The organism is Saprospiraceae bacterium (genome assembly GCA_016712145.1).
In the GTDB taxonomy this organism is placed as follows: domain Bacteria; phylum Bacteroidota; class Bacteroidia; order Chitinophagales; family Saprospiraceae; genus Vicinibacter.
In genome coordinates this window covers 235,142-254,531 of the sequence record JADJRO010000003.1, presented here as the reverse complement: position 1 = coordinate 254,531, position 19,390 = coordinate 235,142, and the positions used below count along the sequence as shown (strand labels likewise).

The 19,390-nt window shown below is 37.2% G+C and carries 14 protein-coding genes and 1 pseudogene; 10 read left to right on the top strand and 5 right to left on the bottom strand.

Annotated elements, in window-relative coordinates:
• Positions 1-177 precede the first annotated feature (177 nt).
• Positions 178-2,124: a KUP/HAK/KT family potassium transporter gene (locus IPK91_13675; GenBank protein ID MBK8298296.1), complete on the top strand. Its 1,947-nt coding sequence runs from the start codon at positions 178-180 to the stop codon at positions 2,122-2,124.
• A 629-nt stretch (positions 2,125-2,753) separates the two neighbouring features.
• Here the strand turns inward: IPK91_13675 and IPK91_13670 are convergent.
• Positions 2,754-4,211 (bottom strand): vanadium-dependent haloperoxidase, encoded by a 1,458-nt coding sequence (locus IPK91_13670; protein ID MBK8298295.1) that lies wholly within the window; start codon positions 4,209-4,211, stop codon positions 2,754-2,756.
• Positions 4,212-4,564: 353 nt separating this feature from the next.
• On the opposite strand from IPK91_13670, the gene IPK91_13665 reads away from it, so the two are divergent.
• Positions 4,565-5,257, top strand: coding sequence for a response regulator transcription factor (locus IPK91_13665; protein ID MBK8298294.1), 693 nt, complete (start codon positions 4,565-4,567; stop codon positions 5,255-5,257).
• A 336-nt stretch (positions 5,258-5,593) separates the two neighbouring features.
• Here the strand turns inward: IPK91_13665 and IPK91_13660 are convergent, their stop codons facing one another.
• From IPK91_13660 to IPK91_13650, 3 genes are all read right to left on the bottom strand, one after another.
• A complete protein-coding gene (locus IPK91_13660) occupies positions 5,594-8,209 on the bottom strand; it encodes a hypothetical protein (protein ID MBK8298293.1) in 2,616 nt (871 codons plus the stop codon).
• 321 nt (positions 8,210-8,530) lie between these two features.
• Entirely contained in the window at positions 8,531-9,733 is a 1,203-nt protein-coding gene (locus IPK91_13655) for a hypothetical protein (GenBank protein ID MBK8298292.1), read from the bottom strand.
• A gap of 17 nt (positions 9,734-9,750) precedes the next feature.
• Positions 9,751-10,200, bottom strand: coding sequence for a hypothetical protein (locus IPK91_13650; protein ID MBK8298291.1), 450 nt, complete (start codon positions 10,198-10,200; stop codon positions 9,751-9,753).
• A 191-nt stretch (positions 10,201-10,391) separates the two neighbouring features.
• Here IPK91_13650 and serC point away from each other — a divergent pair, with 191 nt between their 5' ends.
• The 8 genes and pseudogenes from serC (at position 10,392) to IPK91_13610 (ending at position 18,472) form a co-directional block, all read left to right on the top strand.
• A complete protein-coding gene (serC, locus tag IPK91_13645) occupies positions 10,392-11,459 on the top strand; it encodes a 3-phosphoserine/phosphohydroxythreonine transaminase (GenBank protein ID MBK8298290.1) in 1,068 nt (355 codons plus the stop codon).
• Positions 11,452-12,204, top strand: coding sequence for a M48 family metallopeptidase (locus IPK91_13640; protein ID MBK8298289.1), 753 nt, complete (start codon positions 11,452-11,454; stop codon positions 12,202-12,204). Before serC ends, IPK91_13640 begins: the two co-directional genes overlap by 8 nt.
• A 99-nt stretch (positions 12,205-12,303) precedes the next feature.
• Positions 12,304-12,483 carry a hypothetical protein gene (locus tag IPK91_13635; GenBank protein MBK8298288.1) on the top strand — a complete coding sequence of 60 codons (180 nt, stop codon included), beginning with the start codon at positions 12,304-12,306 and terminating at the stop codon, positions 12,481-12,483.
• Entirely contained in the window at positions 12,471-12,752 is a 282-nt protein-coding gene (locus IPK91_13630) for a type II toxin-antitoxin system RelE/ParE family toxin (protein MBK8298287.1), read from the top strand. The genes IPK91_13635 and IPK91_13630 overlap by 13 nt, the downstream gene beginning before the upstream one ends.
• Before the next feature lie 501 nt (positions 12,753-13,253).
• Positions 13,254-14,456: a tyrosine-type recombinase/integrase gene (locus IPK91_13625; protein MBK8298286.1), complete on the top strand. Its 1,203-nt coding sequence runs from the start codon at positions 13,254-13,256 to the stop codon at positions 14,454-14,456.
• A 1,222-nt stretch (positions 14,457-15,678) separates the two neighbouring features.
• The gene (locus tag IPK91_13620) at positions 15,679-16,179 is read left to right on the top strand and encodes a hypothetical protein (protein MBK8298285.1); all 501 of its coding nucleotides are present in this window, start codon (positions 15,679-15,681) and stop codon (positions 16,177-16,179) included.
• Positions 16,180-16,651: 472 nt separating this feature from the next.
• A pseudogene (locus IPK91_13615) lies at positions 16,652-17,628 on the top strand (hypothetical protein).
• Positions 17,629-17,656: 28 nt separating this feature from the next.
• Positions 17,657-18,472 (top strand): GIY-YIG nuclease family protein, encoded by an 816-nt coding sequence (locus IPK91_13610; protein MBK8298284.1) that lies wholly within the window; start codon positions 17,657-17,659, stop codon positions 18,470-18,472.
• Between the two features lie 562 nt (positions 18,473-19,034).
• Here IPK91_13610 and IPK91_13605 read toward each other — a convergent pair.
• Positions 19,035-19,172 carry a hypothetical protein gene (locus IPK91_13605; protein ID MBK8298283.1) on the bottom strand — a complete coding sequence of 46 codons (138 nt, stop codon included), beginning with the start codon at positions 19,170-19,172 and terminating at the stop codon, positions 19,035-19,037.
• Positions 19,173-19,390: the final 218 nt, after the last annotated feature.

Below are 19,390 nucleotides of genomic sequence, written 5' to 3'. Positions count from 1 at the left end.
CTATCCAAAGCGATCTGTTTTACTGGTTAAAACTTTGTGAAATGTATTAGTAGACTGAAGGCTAAAATTGTCTTGAATTCAATAAAAAACAAGACTTTGTTATTTTTTCTTAAAAAATTGGCATCCCAGTGTATTTTTACCCGTTGTTTTGAAATATACATACTCTAACTTCATCTAATGGCTTCTGCCGGTCAACACCACAAACTCAGTGTAGCAGGTCTTTTAATTACTTTAGGAATTATATACGGAGATATTGGGACTTCCCCGTTGTATGTTATGCAGGCTATTACCAAAGGGAAAGTCATTTCACCGGAGTTGGTTTTGGGAGGTGTCAGTTGTGTCTTTTGGACCTTAATCATTCTTACGACCATTAAATACATCTATCTTGCTCTGAATGCAGATAATAAAGGGGAAGGAGGGATTTTTGCCTTATACGCCCTGGTAAGACGCTACAATGCAAAATGGGTTATTTACCCTGCGATTATTGGTTGTGCTACCCTGATTGCTGATGGGTTTATTACACCTCCAATTTCTATTTCTGCTGCTGTGGAGGGACTCACCATATTATATCCTAATATCCAAACGGTCCCCATAGTAATTGGGATTATCATCGCCATTTTTGCTTTTCAACAAGTAGGAACAGCAACTGTCGGAAAAACATTTGGACCAATAATGTTTTGCTGGTTTATTATGTTGGGAATATTAGGATTTTATAATATCCAGATGTATCCCGAAGTATTAAAAGCGCTTAACCCTTCCTATGCGATTAATTTATTAATAAATTATCCGGAAGGCTTTTGGTTATTGGGTGCGGTATTCTTATGTACTACAGGAGGAGAAGCCCTTTATTCTGATTTGGGGCATTGCGGAAAACAAAACATACGGATTGGGTGGAGTTTTGTGATCATCGCTTTATTGCTCAATTATTTTGGACAAGCCGCCTGGCTACTCAGTAATTTAAATGGGCAACCCATCGGTGAAGGTCAGCGAATTTTTTATCAGTTGATGCCGGAATGGTTTTTGCCGATCGGAATTATTGTTGCCACCATTGCGACCATTATTGCAAGTCAGGCTTTAATAAGTGGTGTTTTTACCCTGGTCAATGAAGCAATGAAGTTGCATCTGTGGTTTCGGATGCGGGTTAATTTTCCATCGACCATGAAGGGTCAGATCTACATTCCAAGTATCAATTGGTTTTTAATGCTTGGATGTATTGCGGTACAATTAATCTTCCAAACATCTGAAAATATGGAAGCGGCTTATGGATTAGCAATTATCATTAATATGCTGATGACCACCATGCTGCTTAGTTATTATTACAAAATCAGATTTCATAAAACCTGGCTTGGTTTAACTTTATTGATATTTTACCTGGGATTTGAAACAATTTTTCTTATTTCAAATTTTGATAAACTGTGGCATGGGGGATGGTTCACCTTATTGTTGACCTTGGTTTTTGCCACTATGGTATTTGTATTATACAATGCGCAAAAAATACGCGATAAACATACGCGCTTTGTCCAATTAAAAGATTACGTCCCGATTTTAAAAGATTTGCAGGATGATAATACCGTTTCTAAAGATTCCAGTCATTTGGTGTATTTGTCGATGTCTGAAAACAAACAATACATCGATTCCAACATCATGTATTCCATCCTTCGAAAAAAACCAAAACGAGCAGATGTGTATTGGTTTGTTCACGTTCAAATTTTAGATGAACCGTACACGAAATCTTATCATGTTGACACGATTGTACCGAAAGAAGTTTTTTTCGTACACCTTCGCTTCGGCTTTAAAGTAGAACATCGCGTGAATTCGATGTTTCACGAAATTGTTGACCAAATGGTTGCCAGTGGGGAAGTCAGTGTAAAAAGTCCATATCCATCTATACGCAAGCATCACATTGATGCAGATTTTAAATTTATATTATTGCATACCCGCGTCTCTGCCGATACCTCATTGACCGGTTTCGAACAATGGGTAGTTCGCACCTATCGCATGATTAAAAAATTCAGCTTACCTGCAGTTGAAGATTTTGGATTGGAGATGTCCAATGTCGAAGAAGAAATCGTACCAATTCTGGTTGGACCTAAAGCGGCCATTCATTTAGAGCGGGAAAGATAGGGGGCAGGTGATAGGTGATAGGTGATAGGTGATAGGCTAGAGGCTAGAGGCTAGAGGCTAGAGGCTAGAGGCTAGAGGAAAAAAGCTGCAATTTTTCGATGCTGCAATGCTGCAATTTGGTTAAGCTCAAAAGCATCAATCATGTGATAGAGGCTAGAGGCTAGAGGAAAAAAGCTGCAATTTTTCGATGCTGCAATGCTGCAATTTGGTTAAGCTTAAAAGCATCAATCTTGCAGGTCCAACATTCACTGACTACTAACTGTTAACTACAGACTACTGATTTTGGGGCTAGAGGCTGAAGAATAGTTGATAGGAGGAAGTTGATAATTGTTCATTGAACATTATAAATTTTTCTTCAAAGCATGTGAATTAATGATCAATAAACAATGCTCAATTTTCAATGAATATTGAAGTAGTTCTTTTTAATATTTTAAAAAATTGTAGCATTGAAAGATTGCAGAATTGCAGGATTGAAACATTGCAGAATTGAATTCACATTGCACATTATATAGTGTTTATTGAAACAGGTCCTTTGAGAAGGATTTTAAAAAAGAATGGTAGACTTTACGTTAAAAGTCTACCATTGCTTGTTAAACCTGAAATTAATTTTTTGAACCTATACGGTTCGTTTATTTTTTATACGTACCATCAAAGTACTTTTGAATTACATCTTTCCACAAATACTGAGCGATGTCGCGACCCATTTTTAAACCGGCTATATTATCTGCCTGTATGTGGTAACCTCCTAAAACTCTGGAGATTCCAGCCATGTCTGCGGTGGCTGTAAAGGTTGGTAATGGCAAAGACACCGGATCTCCGGGTGTTTCTGTAATAATACCGGGACGGCGAATTTCTGTTTCTCCAAATTTATCAGAGCCGGTAAATAATTCCAACATTTTTGCACACGCTCCACTTACGGTACTATGTCCAGAAACATACGCTGGAAATGGAGGAGACACAAAATTAGCCGGTGAATAAGGATGCCACATTTCTGCAGGCATGTCAATTGTTCCTTTATCCGGACCACCCCATCCTTTTATTTGTTTGCCAGCATAATATTGTCTAACCAAGGTCCAGGGTCTGGAACTGTCATAAAAGCGTTTGGTTTCCCAACATGCTATAAAAGCATCCATGGCAGTATTCCCAACTGCAAAATACATTTTTACATCGCGATCCAAATCGTTTTTATCTCTTAAAGAAACCATTTGCGCAAAACGCAACCAATGGCCGGATTGTCCGGTGGATCTAGGTCCATCGCGCATAAACTCAATAGTAGCTTTGCGCTCAGCAGTTAAATTGGCATTGAAATCAATAACTTCATCGACTTCTTTTTTCAATTGCTCTGATCCAAATTTTGGGTATTCTGGTGCACGGAATTGTGCTGAATGTTTTAATCCAAAAGGTTTTACCCGATACCAATGTGGCGTTAAAAAGTTAACCAGGAAGGTATCTCCTTTCCCATCTACAAAAGGAAGCGGATGCCATTTATCCGGATTGATGACTTTTTTATAGCTATTTATCGGATTGTAATAAGTATAATCTGAATATTGTGAGCCATTTCCACCAATTTCATCTCCCAATTGATTGGAACCATCGTGATGTCTGTCTTTTAAAATGGCAGCGGCCACGATATTTCCAATTCCTTCCGGTTTGGTGCGATCTGTTGTAAAATTGGCCGGATTAAAGCCCCTGGCTTTAAATTCCTTGTCAAAGAAAGCTTTATCTACCGGATAGATATCCTGCAATACTCTATAAACGGCAAAACTAATGGCAATTTCTTTGTTTTTACGGGTACGTTCTGCAAGCGGTCTTCTCAATTTACCACCCATACAAGTACTTACTGCTTTAGCATCGTAAGCTGCCCAGGCATCATACATAGCAGTTACTGCTAAACCAAGCGTTCTGGATTGGATAGTAGGTTTTGCTCCTACCCGATCCACCTCATTGGCTGTGGCCTCCAGTGCAATGTCAAGCCATTGATTGGCAACTGAATGAAGGTAAATCGTTGATTTCTTAGTTTGGCTAAACGATTGGCTCGTACCTAAAAGGACTAAAATGATCAGCGTAAATGTAGTTTGTCTTATCATATTTCGGTTTTTATCGACTCAGGGTTCAGATATTCGTAAAAAAAACTCTCAGTCATCCAAAAACCAATACCATGAAGCTTAACGCTTTATATATTTGAATGACTGAGATTGTTATCCAAAACTAACTCAGAAAGATATTTTGATTGTGCCGTCAAAAGCTACTTCAAGATTCTGGCGGAATTGTAATTAAGGGCCTCTTTTGGTATCCTTTAATCTAATTACCTCACAAATTTATTCTGAAACACCCCATCTAAGCCAGATTTTTTACGAAATACCGCGTTTTTCTGATAAACATGCCTGTTTTTGATCTGAAATCATGGCATGATTCCTGATGGCATAAATGAAATGATTTTATGGGGCTACGCTGTCTGGTAATTGACGATGATCCGCTTATCGGGGATCTCATCAAGCACTTTTGTTCAAAAACAGACTTGGTGAGCTTTTGCATCCAGGCTGAAAATGCTACCGATGGTCTTAAACTATTGGCTGCCGGAGGCTTGGATCTCATTTTCCTGGATTATAACTTGCCCGATATGAAAGGACAGGAATTTCTCGAACTCATGCAAGCGGAATTACCCGTCATCATGGTTACCTCAGAATCTGAATTTGCCGCAAAATCTTATGAATACAAACAAGTCCTGGATTTTCTGGTAAAACCTTTGAGCTTTGACCGTTTTATGAAAGCGCTTGGAAGAATGGACTTGCAAAGTCACGATGCTCCAAAAACACATTCAAAAGACAAAACAATTTTTGTCAAAGACGGACTCAAATTGGTCCGGATAAATTTTGATGAAGTCTTGTATATTAAATCAGAAGGAAATTATGCCAACTTCATACAAGAACAAAGTCAAACGATGAATCTCATAAGCATGAAAGAACTGGAAGAAAAATTGCCTGCAGAATTTGTTCGCGTGCACCGTTCTTTTATTGTAAATATTAAAAAAATTCAAATCATCCTCCAAGATGACCTGGTCATTAAAGACAAACACATTCCCATCGGAGAAAAATACAAAGCAGATTTGTTAAATCGAATTCAGGAGCTTTGAATAGGTGATTGGTGTTGGGCTGTTAGGCTGTTAGGCTGTTAGGCTGCTAGGCTGTTAGACTGTTAGGCTGTTAGGCTGTTAGGCTGTTAGGCTGTTAGGCTGTTAGGCTGCTAGGCTGTTAGGCTGCTAGGCTGTTAGACTGTTAGACTGTTAGGCTGTTGGACTGTTAGTCTGTTGGATTGTTAGGCTGTTGGACTGTTAGGCTGTTGGGCTATTGGGCTGTTAAGCTGTTAAGCTTTTTTATCAATTTTTAATTTTAAAATATTTCCACAAGTATGCGGGATGTACGCTAAGCTCCCATAATTCGTAATCCGTAATTCGTAATTCGTAATTCCCTCAACCTTTTCTCATTTTTCCAATTTCATCCTCAAGTATTTGCTGGTAGGATTTTAATCCAAAATTGATTTTTGGAAGTTGTGATTTGGAATTAAAATTTGGTGTAATCATTTGAAGCCTGCAGTCGTCAAGTAATTTTTGAAATGTGTTTAGTTGAAACGTACGCAAGGTATTAATCATGCGGTGATATACTTTATCAAATAATTCTATATCCACTTTCTTTATAGCGCTTACTAATTTGACCGACATTTCTTTCCACTCAGACAAGGTGAGTTCGAGTGCTTTTTTAATTTTATCGTGTTCGAAATCGTAATTGGCGTAAACATTTTCAAATACAGGGCGGTTGTAATTTTTCAGGAAAAGTTGTTCGCCAATCATGCGATAAAATTTAATACCCTGTACTGGTTTTTGTAATACCGCGTCAAAGCCTCTGGAATTGGACAATCCAACCAGATCATCTGCAGCTGTAATTAAAAGCAAGATTCCATTTAGTGAAAGTGCCTTAGTAAATTCCTGAATTCTGTTTGTTGCAATATCCTCCTGAAAATTTAAATCGGTAATGATCAGATCGAAATCCTTTGGATTTCCTTCAAAAAATTCATTCATTGAATGAAAATTATGAGACTTAATATTAAATCGCTCGAATAACTGTTCGTAATAAAATAAATTTTGTACATCGTCATCGATACAGGCTACCTTAGAAATCAATTCGCTGAAATCGAGGTACTGCTCGGAAGATACCCCTTTTACGGCATCTGCATTTGAAATGCTTCGAGTCAGAATAAAATTAAAGCTCGTGCCTTTTTGTGCATTCGATTCAATTTTAAGTTCTGAATCAAATAGTTTTAATAAATTGATTACAATGGGCAATCCAAGTCCTACATTTTGAGTCAATCGGGAGGAACCTGTTACCTGCTTTTGTTGTAAGATGTTTTGAATGTTTTCTTCACTAATAGACGGGCCAAAATTTCTAACAGAAAATTGAACTTGATTTTCCGCGACGCGATTCAAATCAAGAATCACCTCCCCAAATGAAACCGAATGCCGAATGGCATTTGATATTAAATTGTGGAGAATCTGTGCCAAACGCACAGGATCGGTTTGAAACATTTTTTGTTCCAATTCCGGATCCAGATGAAATTTTAATTTAATTTTATTGCTTGCTGCATCATATAGATGGCTTTTAATTATTTTTTCAATGAAATCAGACATGGAAATATCCTGGTACTGCAATTCAATTTGACCATGAATTAATTTGCGATAATCCAGGATGTCGTTTACCAATGTCAATAAAGTTTCCGAACTAAACTTCAAGGTATCTATAAAAACCTGTTGATCGGGTCGAGGCTTATTTTGTTCCAACATGCCGGTCATTCCCAAAATGGATTGCAAGGGATTTCGGATCTCATGACTCATGTTTTCCAAAAATTCTGATTTTGCTTTATTGGCTTCAATGGCCTCCGATCGCGCAATTTTTAGTTCATCCAAATGTTGGTTTATCTTGCCCGACATGTCTTTAAATGAATTAACCAAATCCCCAATTTCATCGTCGCGGTCAATGTCCAGATTTACCATTTCCGGATTTCGACCGAAATCTGTAATTGTTTGTGCGATGGATTTAAATTCTTTGGTCTGCCGTTGGGTCCACCAAATTGCGATCAGCAGCGATAGCAAGGTCATGATGCCTGTCAACAAAAACAGGTCCCGTTTCCACTGGTTAAATACAGATAATAAAATGTCTTTCGATGCACTCAGTGTAAAATATAAAACCTCATTTTGCCTTGGATATTCATACGTTCTTACGGAAAACAATTCATTGGCACGTGCTGAACTAATTTGTTCAACAGATTGCTTGCCCTTACTAAAATCAAGTTCAGGTAATTTGTTGAATTCAAATCCAAACAATTTTGAACTATCCGGATGGATTAAAAAATAACCTTTTGAATTGATTAAATTGAGTGTGTAAGGATTGCCCGCGGTTTTTTTCAATTCATTAAAAACAAAACTCAGATCCACATTGATGATAATGATTCCATAGAGGCTGTCGTTGTGATAAATAGATTTAGCAACCCGCATGGTTGGAACCATCGGAAGAATAATTTTACCAAATTCCTGATTCAGATTAATATCTGAAAAGTAGATGGAATCCTTAGGCAATCGAACCGTTTCCTGAAAATAATCGCGATCTCCTTTAATTTGCAAGTGTTCATCCGATACCAATCCGATTCGATCGGAAAACTTTTCTGCACGAATGATCTCTTTGCCATTTTGGTCTACACCAATAAATCGCAACTGAAGGTAATGACTTTTGGTTGATAAGAGCGCCAGGTATTCTTTGGAAAGATTCTCTTTTAATTTTAAATGATCCGGTTCTTCTAAAAACTGGTATAAAAAAGGATCTTTAGACAAAAACAAAACGTCTTTTCTAATATCATCCAAAAACGTTTTAAATTGAATCAATACCAGTTCGTTATTATGATTTAATGACAACGTGGCATTTTCAATAATTTTGTTAGAACTGACCTTGTAAATGGAATATCCAAGAAATACTGAAGTCAGTATCAACAATAAGAAATAAACGAAGGCATTTTTAACAGTAATTGATATCCTGGGCATTTCAAATGGGCTGTGCTTGCAGCAAAGTTACACGCTCTGCTAGAATTAAAAATAATAATCCCGTTGGACTAATTAATTGTTGCTAGTTATTTGTCAATTCTTACAACAGATAACTACAGACTATTGTATTAGAACAACGCTTTTAAATATCAGGTTTAAAAGACTGTAATTCATAAACATCTTGTTGTTCAAACCAGATTCGATGTGTGGGTGGCTGTGGCAAATGAAACCATTCGCAGCAAAAAAACAGAAGCCCGAAATCACATACGTTTTTCAGGCTTCTATTGGGCGCATCGGTTTAGGGTTTCTCTATATTTTTAATTACATTCTATGAAAGCGGTAGGTATATCCAAAGCTAATCGAATAATCAGCAAAGGCAGCATCTCCATGGGCCGCTTCAGCATCTGGTTTTAATGTGCGCTGCGTATTGGTTGTAGTAATATCGTTGGCACTTTGAATTCTGTTGCGGATGAAGTTTTTTGGTACATAAAGTGAGAAACTGTGATTTCCTAAACGATATGCAACACCCGGCTCAATAGACACCACGTATCCAGGACGGCGATACGCGTTTTGTCCACCGAAGGCATCGTAAGCAGGAATTCCTTCCCATCTTGCAGCCAATGAAACGGATAGGTTATTGTTCTTCAATAATGAAGTCATCACACCGGCTCTTACAAAATACTGATCTGGACAAGCATAAATATTATAACCTAAAAAGGTGTCCATATTTACTTTAGTGTCTAATGGATTTTTTACATATAAATTTGGATCTGATTTATACGCGCCATTCGATTCTTTAGGATTAAATAGGTAATAGCCATTTGCAAAGCCATAAATATTTTTAAACAGTTGTCTGAAAGCTTGCAATTCAACAGAAATTCCCAAACCTCCATCACCAGGCTGCAATGCCTGATCCATTACCACAAAATCTAAAGTAGTCCCATTGGTTTGAGGCACTTTGTTATCGGTATCATCGTAGCGACCTGTAGGCAATTTAACCCCTAAGCCCAGCATCAGATTGCCTCTGCTTGCGGTTTCAGGATTAAACACCCAATAATTTAAACCGATTCTGAAATCACCGATTCCTGAAGCGAATACACTGTAGCGGAACGTATCTTTTACAGGAGTTGTTTGGCGCAATACTTGTGAGCGTTCGTTGTGAACGTACGGAATGGTAGCATTCAATTGAAGGCGATTGGTCAAGCCAACAGAAAAATTAAAATCCAATGCATGAGAATAAATATTAACCGCATTGCCACGTTCATTCCCGTTTGCATCGTGACCACCACCAGTTGTTTGACGATGTGGTTGTTCTTCGGTACCTACAAAATGTCTCCATGAATGGAAATATCGATAATTGGTTCCAATTTGAAAATCACCTTTGTGAATATTGTAGGAACTGGATGAGCACATATTCAGTCCACCCATTTGGCGAACTGCTACACAACCCTGCGCAGAAGCAGATTGTTGTGCTATGCAAAATCCAAGAATTAGAAAAAAAGCATTTAAGTTATTGAGTTTCATGAGCTAAAAAATATGAGTTAAAGAGTAGATTGATTTCGATGATAAAATAAGATGGTCATTGCGCTGGCTACCAACACGACATTTTTAATGATGTATTGTCCTGTAAGTGTCAATGCAAATCCATTTTGCCAGGTGTCACCGGGCAAATAGAATAAAGGCAAAAACGTTGTACACATTTGTGCAGAAAACAAGAAGAATGCAAATTTTGTGAGTTTAGGAAACAACCAAAGGATTCCGATGGTACATTCAACTATTCCCAAAATCAAACAGAAATTAGACGCTGACAGCAAGTTTCCAATGGTTTCATTGTGAAGATGTGTTACCAGCGCTTCAGCGGGTGACAAGCCAAGAACTTTTAGCAAGCCAAACCAAAAAAACACTACAAATAAACTCAGCCGATTTACCAACAATACCAAATTTTGGATTTGGCGGTCATGGGTATAAAGGTGTACGATGGTCTTGTCCATAATTTTAAAGTTTTCCGTTTTCGGATTCAAAAATAAATGGGTGGGCAAGGCAAAAGGAACGAATTATCTTAAACCACAATCTAAAAGGATGAATTCCCTTATTTACCGTTTAAAAATCTTCACATTAAAACAAAGTATAATATCTTTCACAGGTACCCGGAAGCGTTTAACTTTGCGGCATAAATTCAGCAATGAAAAAGCATAATTTTTACGCCGGACCGGCCATTTTACCGAAAGAAGTCATTGAAGAAGCTGCTGCATCCCTGCATGATTTCATGGGCATGGGACTGTCTTTATTGGAGATTTCTCATCGGACGAAACAGTTTGAGTCGGTGGTAGCCGAAGTTGAGCACCTAGTCAAAGAACTCATGGGTATTGGCGATGAATATGCGGTGTTACTTCTATCCGGAGGTGCCAGTAGCCAGTTTTTTATGATTCCCATGAATCTTTTAAATGATAATGAAACTGCTTGTTACATAAACACCGGAGTTTGGGCCAGTGGAGCCATAAAAGAGGCTAAAAATTTTGGCAAGGTGAATGTACTTGCCAGTTCGGAAGAGGATAAATTCAGACACATTCCAAAAAACTATCAAATTCAGAAAGATGCGGTCTATCTGCACATTACCTCTAACAACACCATTTACGGAACCCAATACCACAGCTGGCCCGAATCACCTATCCCTTTGATTTGTGATATGTCCAGCGATATTTTCAGCCGCCGGCTGGATTTTTCTAAATTTTCATTGATTTATGCAGGAGCTCAAAAGAATATGGGTGCAGCCGGAGTCACTGTGGTGGTGATCAAAAAAGAGTTGCTCAACCGGGCCCAACGGAAATTTCCGACCATTTTAAACTATGCGGTTCAAATGGAAAAAGAAAGTATGTACAATACCCCACCGGTTTTTCCAATTTATGTGACCCTGTTAACCCTTCGATGGATCAAAGCACAAAGTTTAGCAAGCATTGAAGCCCGCAATCGCAAGAAAGCAGAAACCCTGTATGCTGAAATTGATCGCAACACCTGTTTCATCTCTCCGGTCAATCCTGAAGACCGCAGTTGGATGAATGTTGTTTTTACAGCTAAAAAACCAGAACTCGAGTCCACTTTTTTAGAAATGTGTAAGTCAGGCGGTTGCGTTGGATTGGCCGGTCACCGCTCTGTTGGTGGATTCAGAGCCTCTTTGTACAATGCTTTGACCCAAGATAGTGTAGAAGCATTGGTAGAGATTATGAAAGAATTTGAATTAAAGCATGCCTAATCTTAAGATTGCATCCGAATTTTCGATCATTCACTATAATGAGTTAAAGCTCCGGCTTGAAACCATTTACGAACACCGGAAATCTGTACGAATCAGCCTTGGAAAGCACCACGCAATTTTACGACAGCCACTCCTCCTGACCTCAGCACAAAAAGAAAAAAACCAGGAATGGGCCAGGAATTGGGTGATTAAAAAATTTGAACAAGATCCTGTATTGCGCCAACGATATACTCCTAAAGACTATCAAACAGGTCAAAAAATTCAATTGCGGGAACGCGAATTTATATTAGAAATAAAAGAAAAATCAGATCGCAAATCTGCATTGGGAAAACTGGAAAGACCTGTTATTAAAATTGAATTACCCGCAGGCATCAATGCCAGTCAAAGACAGCAAGTATGCAGTACGATCATCAGTCGCATTTTATCGAATGTGTTTTTACCGGAATTAACAAAACGCGTACACGAAATCAACGATCGCTTTTTTAAGAAAGAAGTTAAACAAGTCCGTTTAAAATTAAACCTCAGCAATTGGGGAAGTTGCAGCACAAAAAAAACGATCAATCTCTCCTCCCGATTGTTATTGACACCCCAATTTATAACCGACTACATCATCGTCCATGAATTAGCCCATCTGATACACATGAATCATTCTGCAGCTTATTGGAAAGTGGTGGAAAAAGTAATGCCAGAATACCAAAAAGCAGAAGCCTGGTTGAAGAAATATGGGGAAAGATGTAATTTTTAAATAGATGAAAGTTGTTAGGTAATTGCAGCGAACCGAAAATGCAATAGCACTGGTATTTATTTTTTAATTCCCTTAGAAATTGTTTGTATTTTTGAGGCTATGAAAAAATCCGCTGTTCTTACAACATTGAATGATTTTCCAAGAGAATTTGTATTGGAGGATTTTCTTGAAAAGTTAATTGTAATAGAAAAAATTGATGAGGGATTGAAGGATATCAAAGAAGGAAAAACCATTAGCCATGAATCATTAAAGAAAATGGTTAATCGATGGCAAAAATAAAATGGGGTAAAAAAGCCACAAAAGATCTCAAATCAATACATGAATACATTTCTTTGGATTCAAGATTCTATGCAAATCAATATATTAGTAAGATCGTTTTAAGAGTAGATCAATTACAAAATTTTCCTGAATCGGGTAGAATTGTTCCCGAGAAAGAAGACCCATCAATTCGCGAATTGATTGAAGGAAACTACAGAATATTTTATAAAACACAAAGGGGAAATGTATATATACTCCGAATACATCATTCCTCCAGAAAAATAAAATAGCCAGCCGCTAACCATTTTGCTTCCTTGCTTCTTTACATCTTTGCTTTTCCACGTCTCCGGGTCTTCGCGAGAAATCCAATTCGTTGATAGTTGTTAGGTGATAGTTGATAGGAGGAATTGTTGCATTTTTTTGCTTCCTTGCTTCCTTGCTTCTTTGCTTCTTTGCTTCCTTGCTTCTTTGCTTCTTTGCTTCTTTGCTTCTCCACGTCTCCACATCTTCGCGAGAAATCCAATTCGTTGATAGTTGTTAGGTGATAGTTGATAGGAGGAATTGTTGCATTTTTTTGCTTCCTTAGTTCCTTGCTTTTTTGCTTCTTTTCTCTACCAGGCAAGCCAAAAAGGTACCTTGGTAAATTTCCAGGTATTTATTAGTTTTACCTTGAAAAATAACACCCAAACACACACCGATATGCTCAATTCTGGATGGGACTGGGTACGGCGAAGCCATATTAGACAGGAAGGCATAAAGGCATGAGAACTGAAAGATGAACCCTAACAATTATGATAGCCTTATTTTATTTTTCGTGGAACTATTTCCATGAACTCAGTGCAGATCAAAAGAAACGCATAAAACTTATTTTTTTTGAACATCGGGAGATGGCCTGTATTGGAATTCAGTTTGAACGGGATACCGGTATTAGAAATTTTGTCCGAAGTTTAGATGGCATCCTATTCAGTAAAACCAAATCATGTTATTATTTAAAGTTTGAAGAACAGCGGTTTAAAACCTTAGTAAACCATATAAAAGAACACAAGTTTTATCCGGATTATTCAGGCTTTACTCAGCAATATGCCGACTATTTAAAACAAGGCATGATAAAGGAAGCGGAAGCTGTTGGGGAATTAAAGAATGAAGTTCGCAAAGACGCCAGTTATGCTAAATTTCTTGACTCGTTCAAAATCTATTTAGAACAGCGACGCTATTCAAGCAATACGATTAATACCTATTGTCTGCTTATTCAAAAATTTCTGACATGGTGTGGAAAACCCATTGAAGAAATTAGTCAGGATGATTTGATTCGGTTTAATCATAAAAAGATTATTGGAGAAAAACTATCAGGATCCTATCAAAACCAGCTTATCAATGCCGTGAAACTATTTTTTGAGCGAATGGAACACCGAAGCATGGAAATTGAAAGCATTCAGAGACCCTTCAGAGAGCGCAAATTACCGAATGTCTTAAGCAAAGAAGAAGTAAAGCAGTTATTGAGCAGTTTACGTAATCAAAAACATCGCATGATGTTGGTTACCATTTATGCATGTGGATTGCGATGCGGTGAATTATTAAATTTACGATTGAGTGATGTAGATTCTAAAAGGAATTTTTTAATTATTCGACAAGCGAAAGGTAAAAAAGACCGGTATGTCCCGATCACAGTAAAATTAATTGAAGAGCTGAGGGAATATTTCAAAATGTACAAACCAAAAACCTGGTTATTTGAAGGACAACGAATTGGTGAGCCCTACAGTGCAAGAAGTTTACAATTGGTATTAAAAGAAGCCTTGATCCAGGCCCGAATTAAAAAACCCGTAACGCTGCATTGGTTAAGGCACAGTTTTGCAACCCATTTATTAGAAAGCGGAACCGACATAAGATACATTCAAAGTTTGCTAGGCCACAATTCACCAAAAACTACAATGATTTACACCCATGTCAGTGAGCAAAGCCTATCCAAAATCAAGATGCCCTATGATGATTTATAGAAATGCCTATATTTGTATAAGACGCAACAAAGCTTCGCTTAGCCAACCACTATTGCTGGCTAAAAGATATTTTGTAGCGTGTATAAACGAGTTAGCGCACATGATGCAAGAATATTTTAAAGAAAGCTTAGTGGTTCGATTAATGTCGCTATTGCTTGGCTTTAAAAATTAATTGCAACAGATTTAATATTGCGGCTTAAAATGTTTCACTTGTTGGGACAGCATCACGTGACCCTAACAGGCAATACACGCTACCCCGCTATCAACTTTTGGTTTTACTCTTAATTTTTTCGGTTTTTAAAAATTATTTTTTACTTTTGGTCAACTTGCGTTTGGCGGTGCAGCGTGTATTGCCAGACCGTTAGCGCACATGATGCAAGAGGTTTTTAAAGATAGCATTTTTGTTTGATTAATGTCGCTATTGCTTGGCTTCTAAAAATGAATTGCAGCAGATTTAATATTGCGGTTTAAAATGTTTCACTTGTCGGGACAGCATCACGTGACCCTAACAGGCACTACACGCTACACCGCTATCATCTTTGGTTTTACTTTTAATTTTTCTCGGTTATAAAAATAATTTTTTACTTTTGGTTTAAATGCGTTTGGCGGTGCAGCGTGTATTGCCAGACCGTTAGCGCACATGATGCAAGAATTTTTTAAAGAAAGCTTAGTGGTTCGATTCATGTCGCTATTGCTTGGCTTTTAAAAATCAATTGCAGCGGATTTTTTTGGCAGTTTAAAACGTTTCACTTGTTGGGACAGCATCACGTGACCCTAACAGGCACTACACGCTACCCCGCTATCAACTTTAGGTTTTACTCTTAATTTTTTCGGTTTTTAAAAATTATATTTTACTTTTGGTCAACTTGCGTTTGGCGGTGCAGCGTGTATTGCCAGACCGTTAGCGCACATGATGCAAGAATTTTTTAAATCTGATTTTGTGGTTCGATTAATGTCGCTATTGCTTGGTTTTAAAAATCAATTGCAGCGGATTTTTTTGGCAGTTTAAAACGTTTCACTTGTTGGGACAGCATCACGTGACCCTAACAGGCAATACACGCTACCCCGCTATCATCTTTTGGTTTTACTCTTAATTTTTTCGGTTTTTAAAAATTATATTTTACTTTTGGTCAACTTGCGTTTGGCGGTGCAGCGTGTATTGCCAGACCGTTAGCGGCAACCTAATGATAGGAAATATTTGTAAAGAAAAACCATCAGATTAATGCGCTCATTTAAAACAAGCAACTTTTTATTAATCATTACATTTTTTAATTTTCTAACTTATTGCTCAGCTCAAATTAATAGAGTCGCATTAGAAGTGTTGTGCAAAGAAAGTATTCTGATTGTATCTGGCTCTGTATTAGTTATTACTTGTAATACTAATGAACCCGGTATATTCGAATGCACTTATGATTTTGTAATTGACTCTGTATACAAAGGAAAACCAAGATTGAATTTCGAATCAACTTCTTTTAGAGAAATTACGATTACTAGAACAGTTCCTTGTATTGGCAATGATTTTTACAGAATTAGTAAACCAAAAGCTATAGGTTGTTGGGAAGAATACAACAAAGAAGACAAACTAGTTCTATTTTTAAATGACAACAAACGTCGCGCTTATTCAAATAAAATATTATTGTATGAAGCAACGGATGAGTTTATCTTTAGTATTAAGAAAACAAATCATTTAGAAATCATAATAAAAAGCCTAGTAAATAAATAATGAAAAACCAAACGGCTGCCACTAACACAGCATAGACTCTACACCGCCAGGAATCCTAAATCATTCTCTTTTAATTTTTTCCTGTAATGAAAATTTTATTTTATACTTTTGGTTACGAAAGGTTTGGCGATGCAGCGTCTATACTAATCCGTTAGCGCACATGATGCAAGAATTTTTTTAAGATAGCTTTTGGGTTCGTTTAATGTCGCTATTGCTTGGCTTTTAAAAATAAATTGCAGCGGATTTTTTTAGCAGTTTAAAAAGTTCCACTTGTTGGGACAGCATCACGTGACCCTAACAGGCACTACACGCTACCCCGCTATCAACTTTAGGTTTTACTCTTAATTTTTTCGGTTTGTAAAAATTATTTTTTACTTTTTGGTCAACTTGCGTTTGGCGGTGCAGCGTGTATTGCCAGACCGTTATAGCCAATGGTAGGACAAATGAACATTACAACTAAAATCGAAATATTATGACAATAAAAGAAGCTGTTTTAAAGAGTCTTGAGGACTTAGGTGGAATAACTAATTACTTAGAAGTATGTAATAACATTATTGCTAAAAAGTATTTCGACTTTGGTGCAGCGAAAACACCTGCAGCGACAATATCAGCATCATTAGGTGAATATATCCGAAATGGCGACACTCGTGTAAAAAGAATAAAACAAGAAGGAGGCGGCTATGGTTATTACTTAACAAAAAATGAAGAAACCATTGGACTTGATGTTTTAAGCGGTGCAACAGTATCCACAACTACAGTATCAACAAAAAAGACAGACAAAACAGCGAGCTATATCGAAAGAGATTTACATAAACTCCTAAGTAGCTATTTGAAAAATACAGGTATCTATTCAAAGACCATATTTCACGAAGAATCAAAAACAGGTATTGATAACAATCAAATATGGACACATCCCGATATGGTTGGTATTCGTTTTTTGAAATTACAAACGAAGGAAAGTCAAAATTTTCTTAAAGCAATTAACCAAGTTGACACCTTTAAAATTAGCTCATACGAAATAAAAAAAGAAATCAATAGCGACAGCGAACTTAAAAAGCATTTTTTCAAGCGGTTTCGAATTCAAGTTGGGCAAACTTCGGGTATTTAGTTGCGTTTGAATTTAGCGACAGTTTAACCGAAGAAATGGAAAGATTAAATCAGGCATTTGGAATTGGAGTTATTGAATTAAATGCAAATCCGTATCAAAGCAAAGTTCTCTTTCAACCAAAGTATCGCAACTTGGACTTCAAGACCATAGATAAACTTTGTAAAATGAATGAGAAATTTAAATCATTTATTGTGCACACAGAAAAACTAATGACCGCAGACGAAAAGTATGTTCCCGGAGCAGAAAAAGAACTTGACGAATTTTGTGACGACTACTTTGCAAACGACACAGAAGTAGAAAAATATTGCAAGGACAAACACATACCAACAGACCAAGAATAAAAATAAGCGAAACAACAAATTGTAGAAAATGGACAGCATTAAATTAAACGACTTATTACGACTTGATAACATTAATAATGTTAAGATTCGTTTCAATTTGATGTTTGCCCAGAATTGGAATCCGATTGAACTTTTTAAAAATGGTGACATTTCAACAATGCTTGATGGGCAATATTGGAATTACAACAAAAACAAATCATACAAAGCGGGGCAAATCACGGTTGGACTCGTTAAGATAAAGCCAAATGAAGATTTTTGGTTGTTGTTTCATATTGGACAAGTAACTAAGGACTTGAATATACTCAATGGCGTTGGCTATGAATATCAAGACCTGCCCGAATACAAAAAATATGTTGGTCGTTTAATCGTAAAATTTAAGAACAAAGCACAGACAATGATTCGTAATGCCGAATCAGTAATTGACGACTGTTATGTATCTCAAATTTTACCTGACACTTTTGACAATGACTTATTTCCTGGTTATGAAAAGGTAAATATTTCTTGGGACGAGTTAAGAAGAGTAATCGAAAAGGACAATTGGAAAACTGCACTTCAAAACCAAAAAGGTGTTTACCTAATGACCGACATTTCAAATGGAAAAATGTATGTTGGTTCCGCCTACGGTGAACATATGATTTTAGGACGTTGGAGAGCCTACGTAAACAATGGACACGGTGGTAATATTGGACTTAAAGCATTAGCATTTGATCATATAAAACAAAATTTCAGATACTCAATTCTTGACATTTATAAATCAACTACAGACGACCAAACCATAATTGACAGAGAAAGTTGGTGGAAAGAAGTTTTACGAAGCAGACAATTTGGATATAATGAAAACTAACGGACGAGAAAGAACCACTGGCTATAACACGGGTTTGGCAAAAGTGGCGGTTCAGTGCTCCGCAAACACATTTGTGGTTAATCAAACATTGGTTCTCCGCATCAACATTTGTGCTGAAAATCGCCACCTTCGCCAAGCCCGAAAACGTTACTGCACATGATGCAAGAGGGACGCCAAAATGATTGTGCTCTGAATTCATATCGCTCTTGTTTGGCTTTATATTCAACTTTGCGTCGATTTTAATTTTACATCCTTAAATTTTTCACTTGTTGGAACAGCATCACGAATCAGTAACAGGCTACACACGCCATAGCGCCTTCAACTCCCGGATTCTATTTTAAATTTTTTCGGTATTTAAAATTTATTTTTTACTTTTGGTTAACGTTCGTTTGGCGGTCCAGCGTGTATAGACAGACCGTTAGCGCACATGATGCAAGAATTTTTTTAAGATAGCTTTTGGGTTCGATTACTGTCGCTATTGCTTGGCTTTTAAAAATCAATTGCAGCAGATTTAATATTGCGGTTTAAAATGTTTCACTTGTTGGGACAGCATCACGCGACCCTAACAGGCACTACACGCTACACCGCTATCATCTTTTGGTTTTACTTTTAATTTTTCTCGGTTATAAAAATAATTTTTTACTTTTGGTTTAAATGCGGTTGGCGGTGCAGCGTGTATTGCCAGACCGTTAGCGCACATGATGCAAGAATTTTTTTAAGATAGCTTTTGGGTTCGTTTAATGTCGCTATTGCTTGGCCTTTAAAAATAAATTGCAGCGGATTTTTTTAGCAGTTTAAAAAGTTCCACTTGTTGGGACAGCATCACGTGACCCTAACAGGCACTACACGCTACCCCGCTATCAACTTTAGGTTTTACTCTTAATTTTTTCGGTTTGTAAAAATTATTTTTTACTTTTG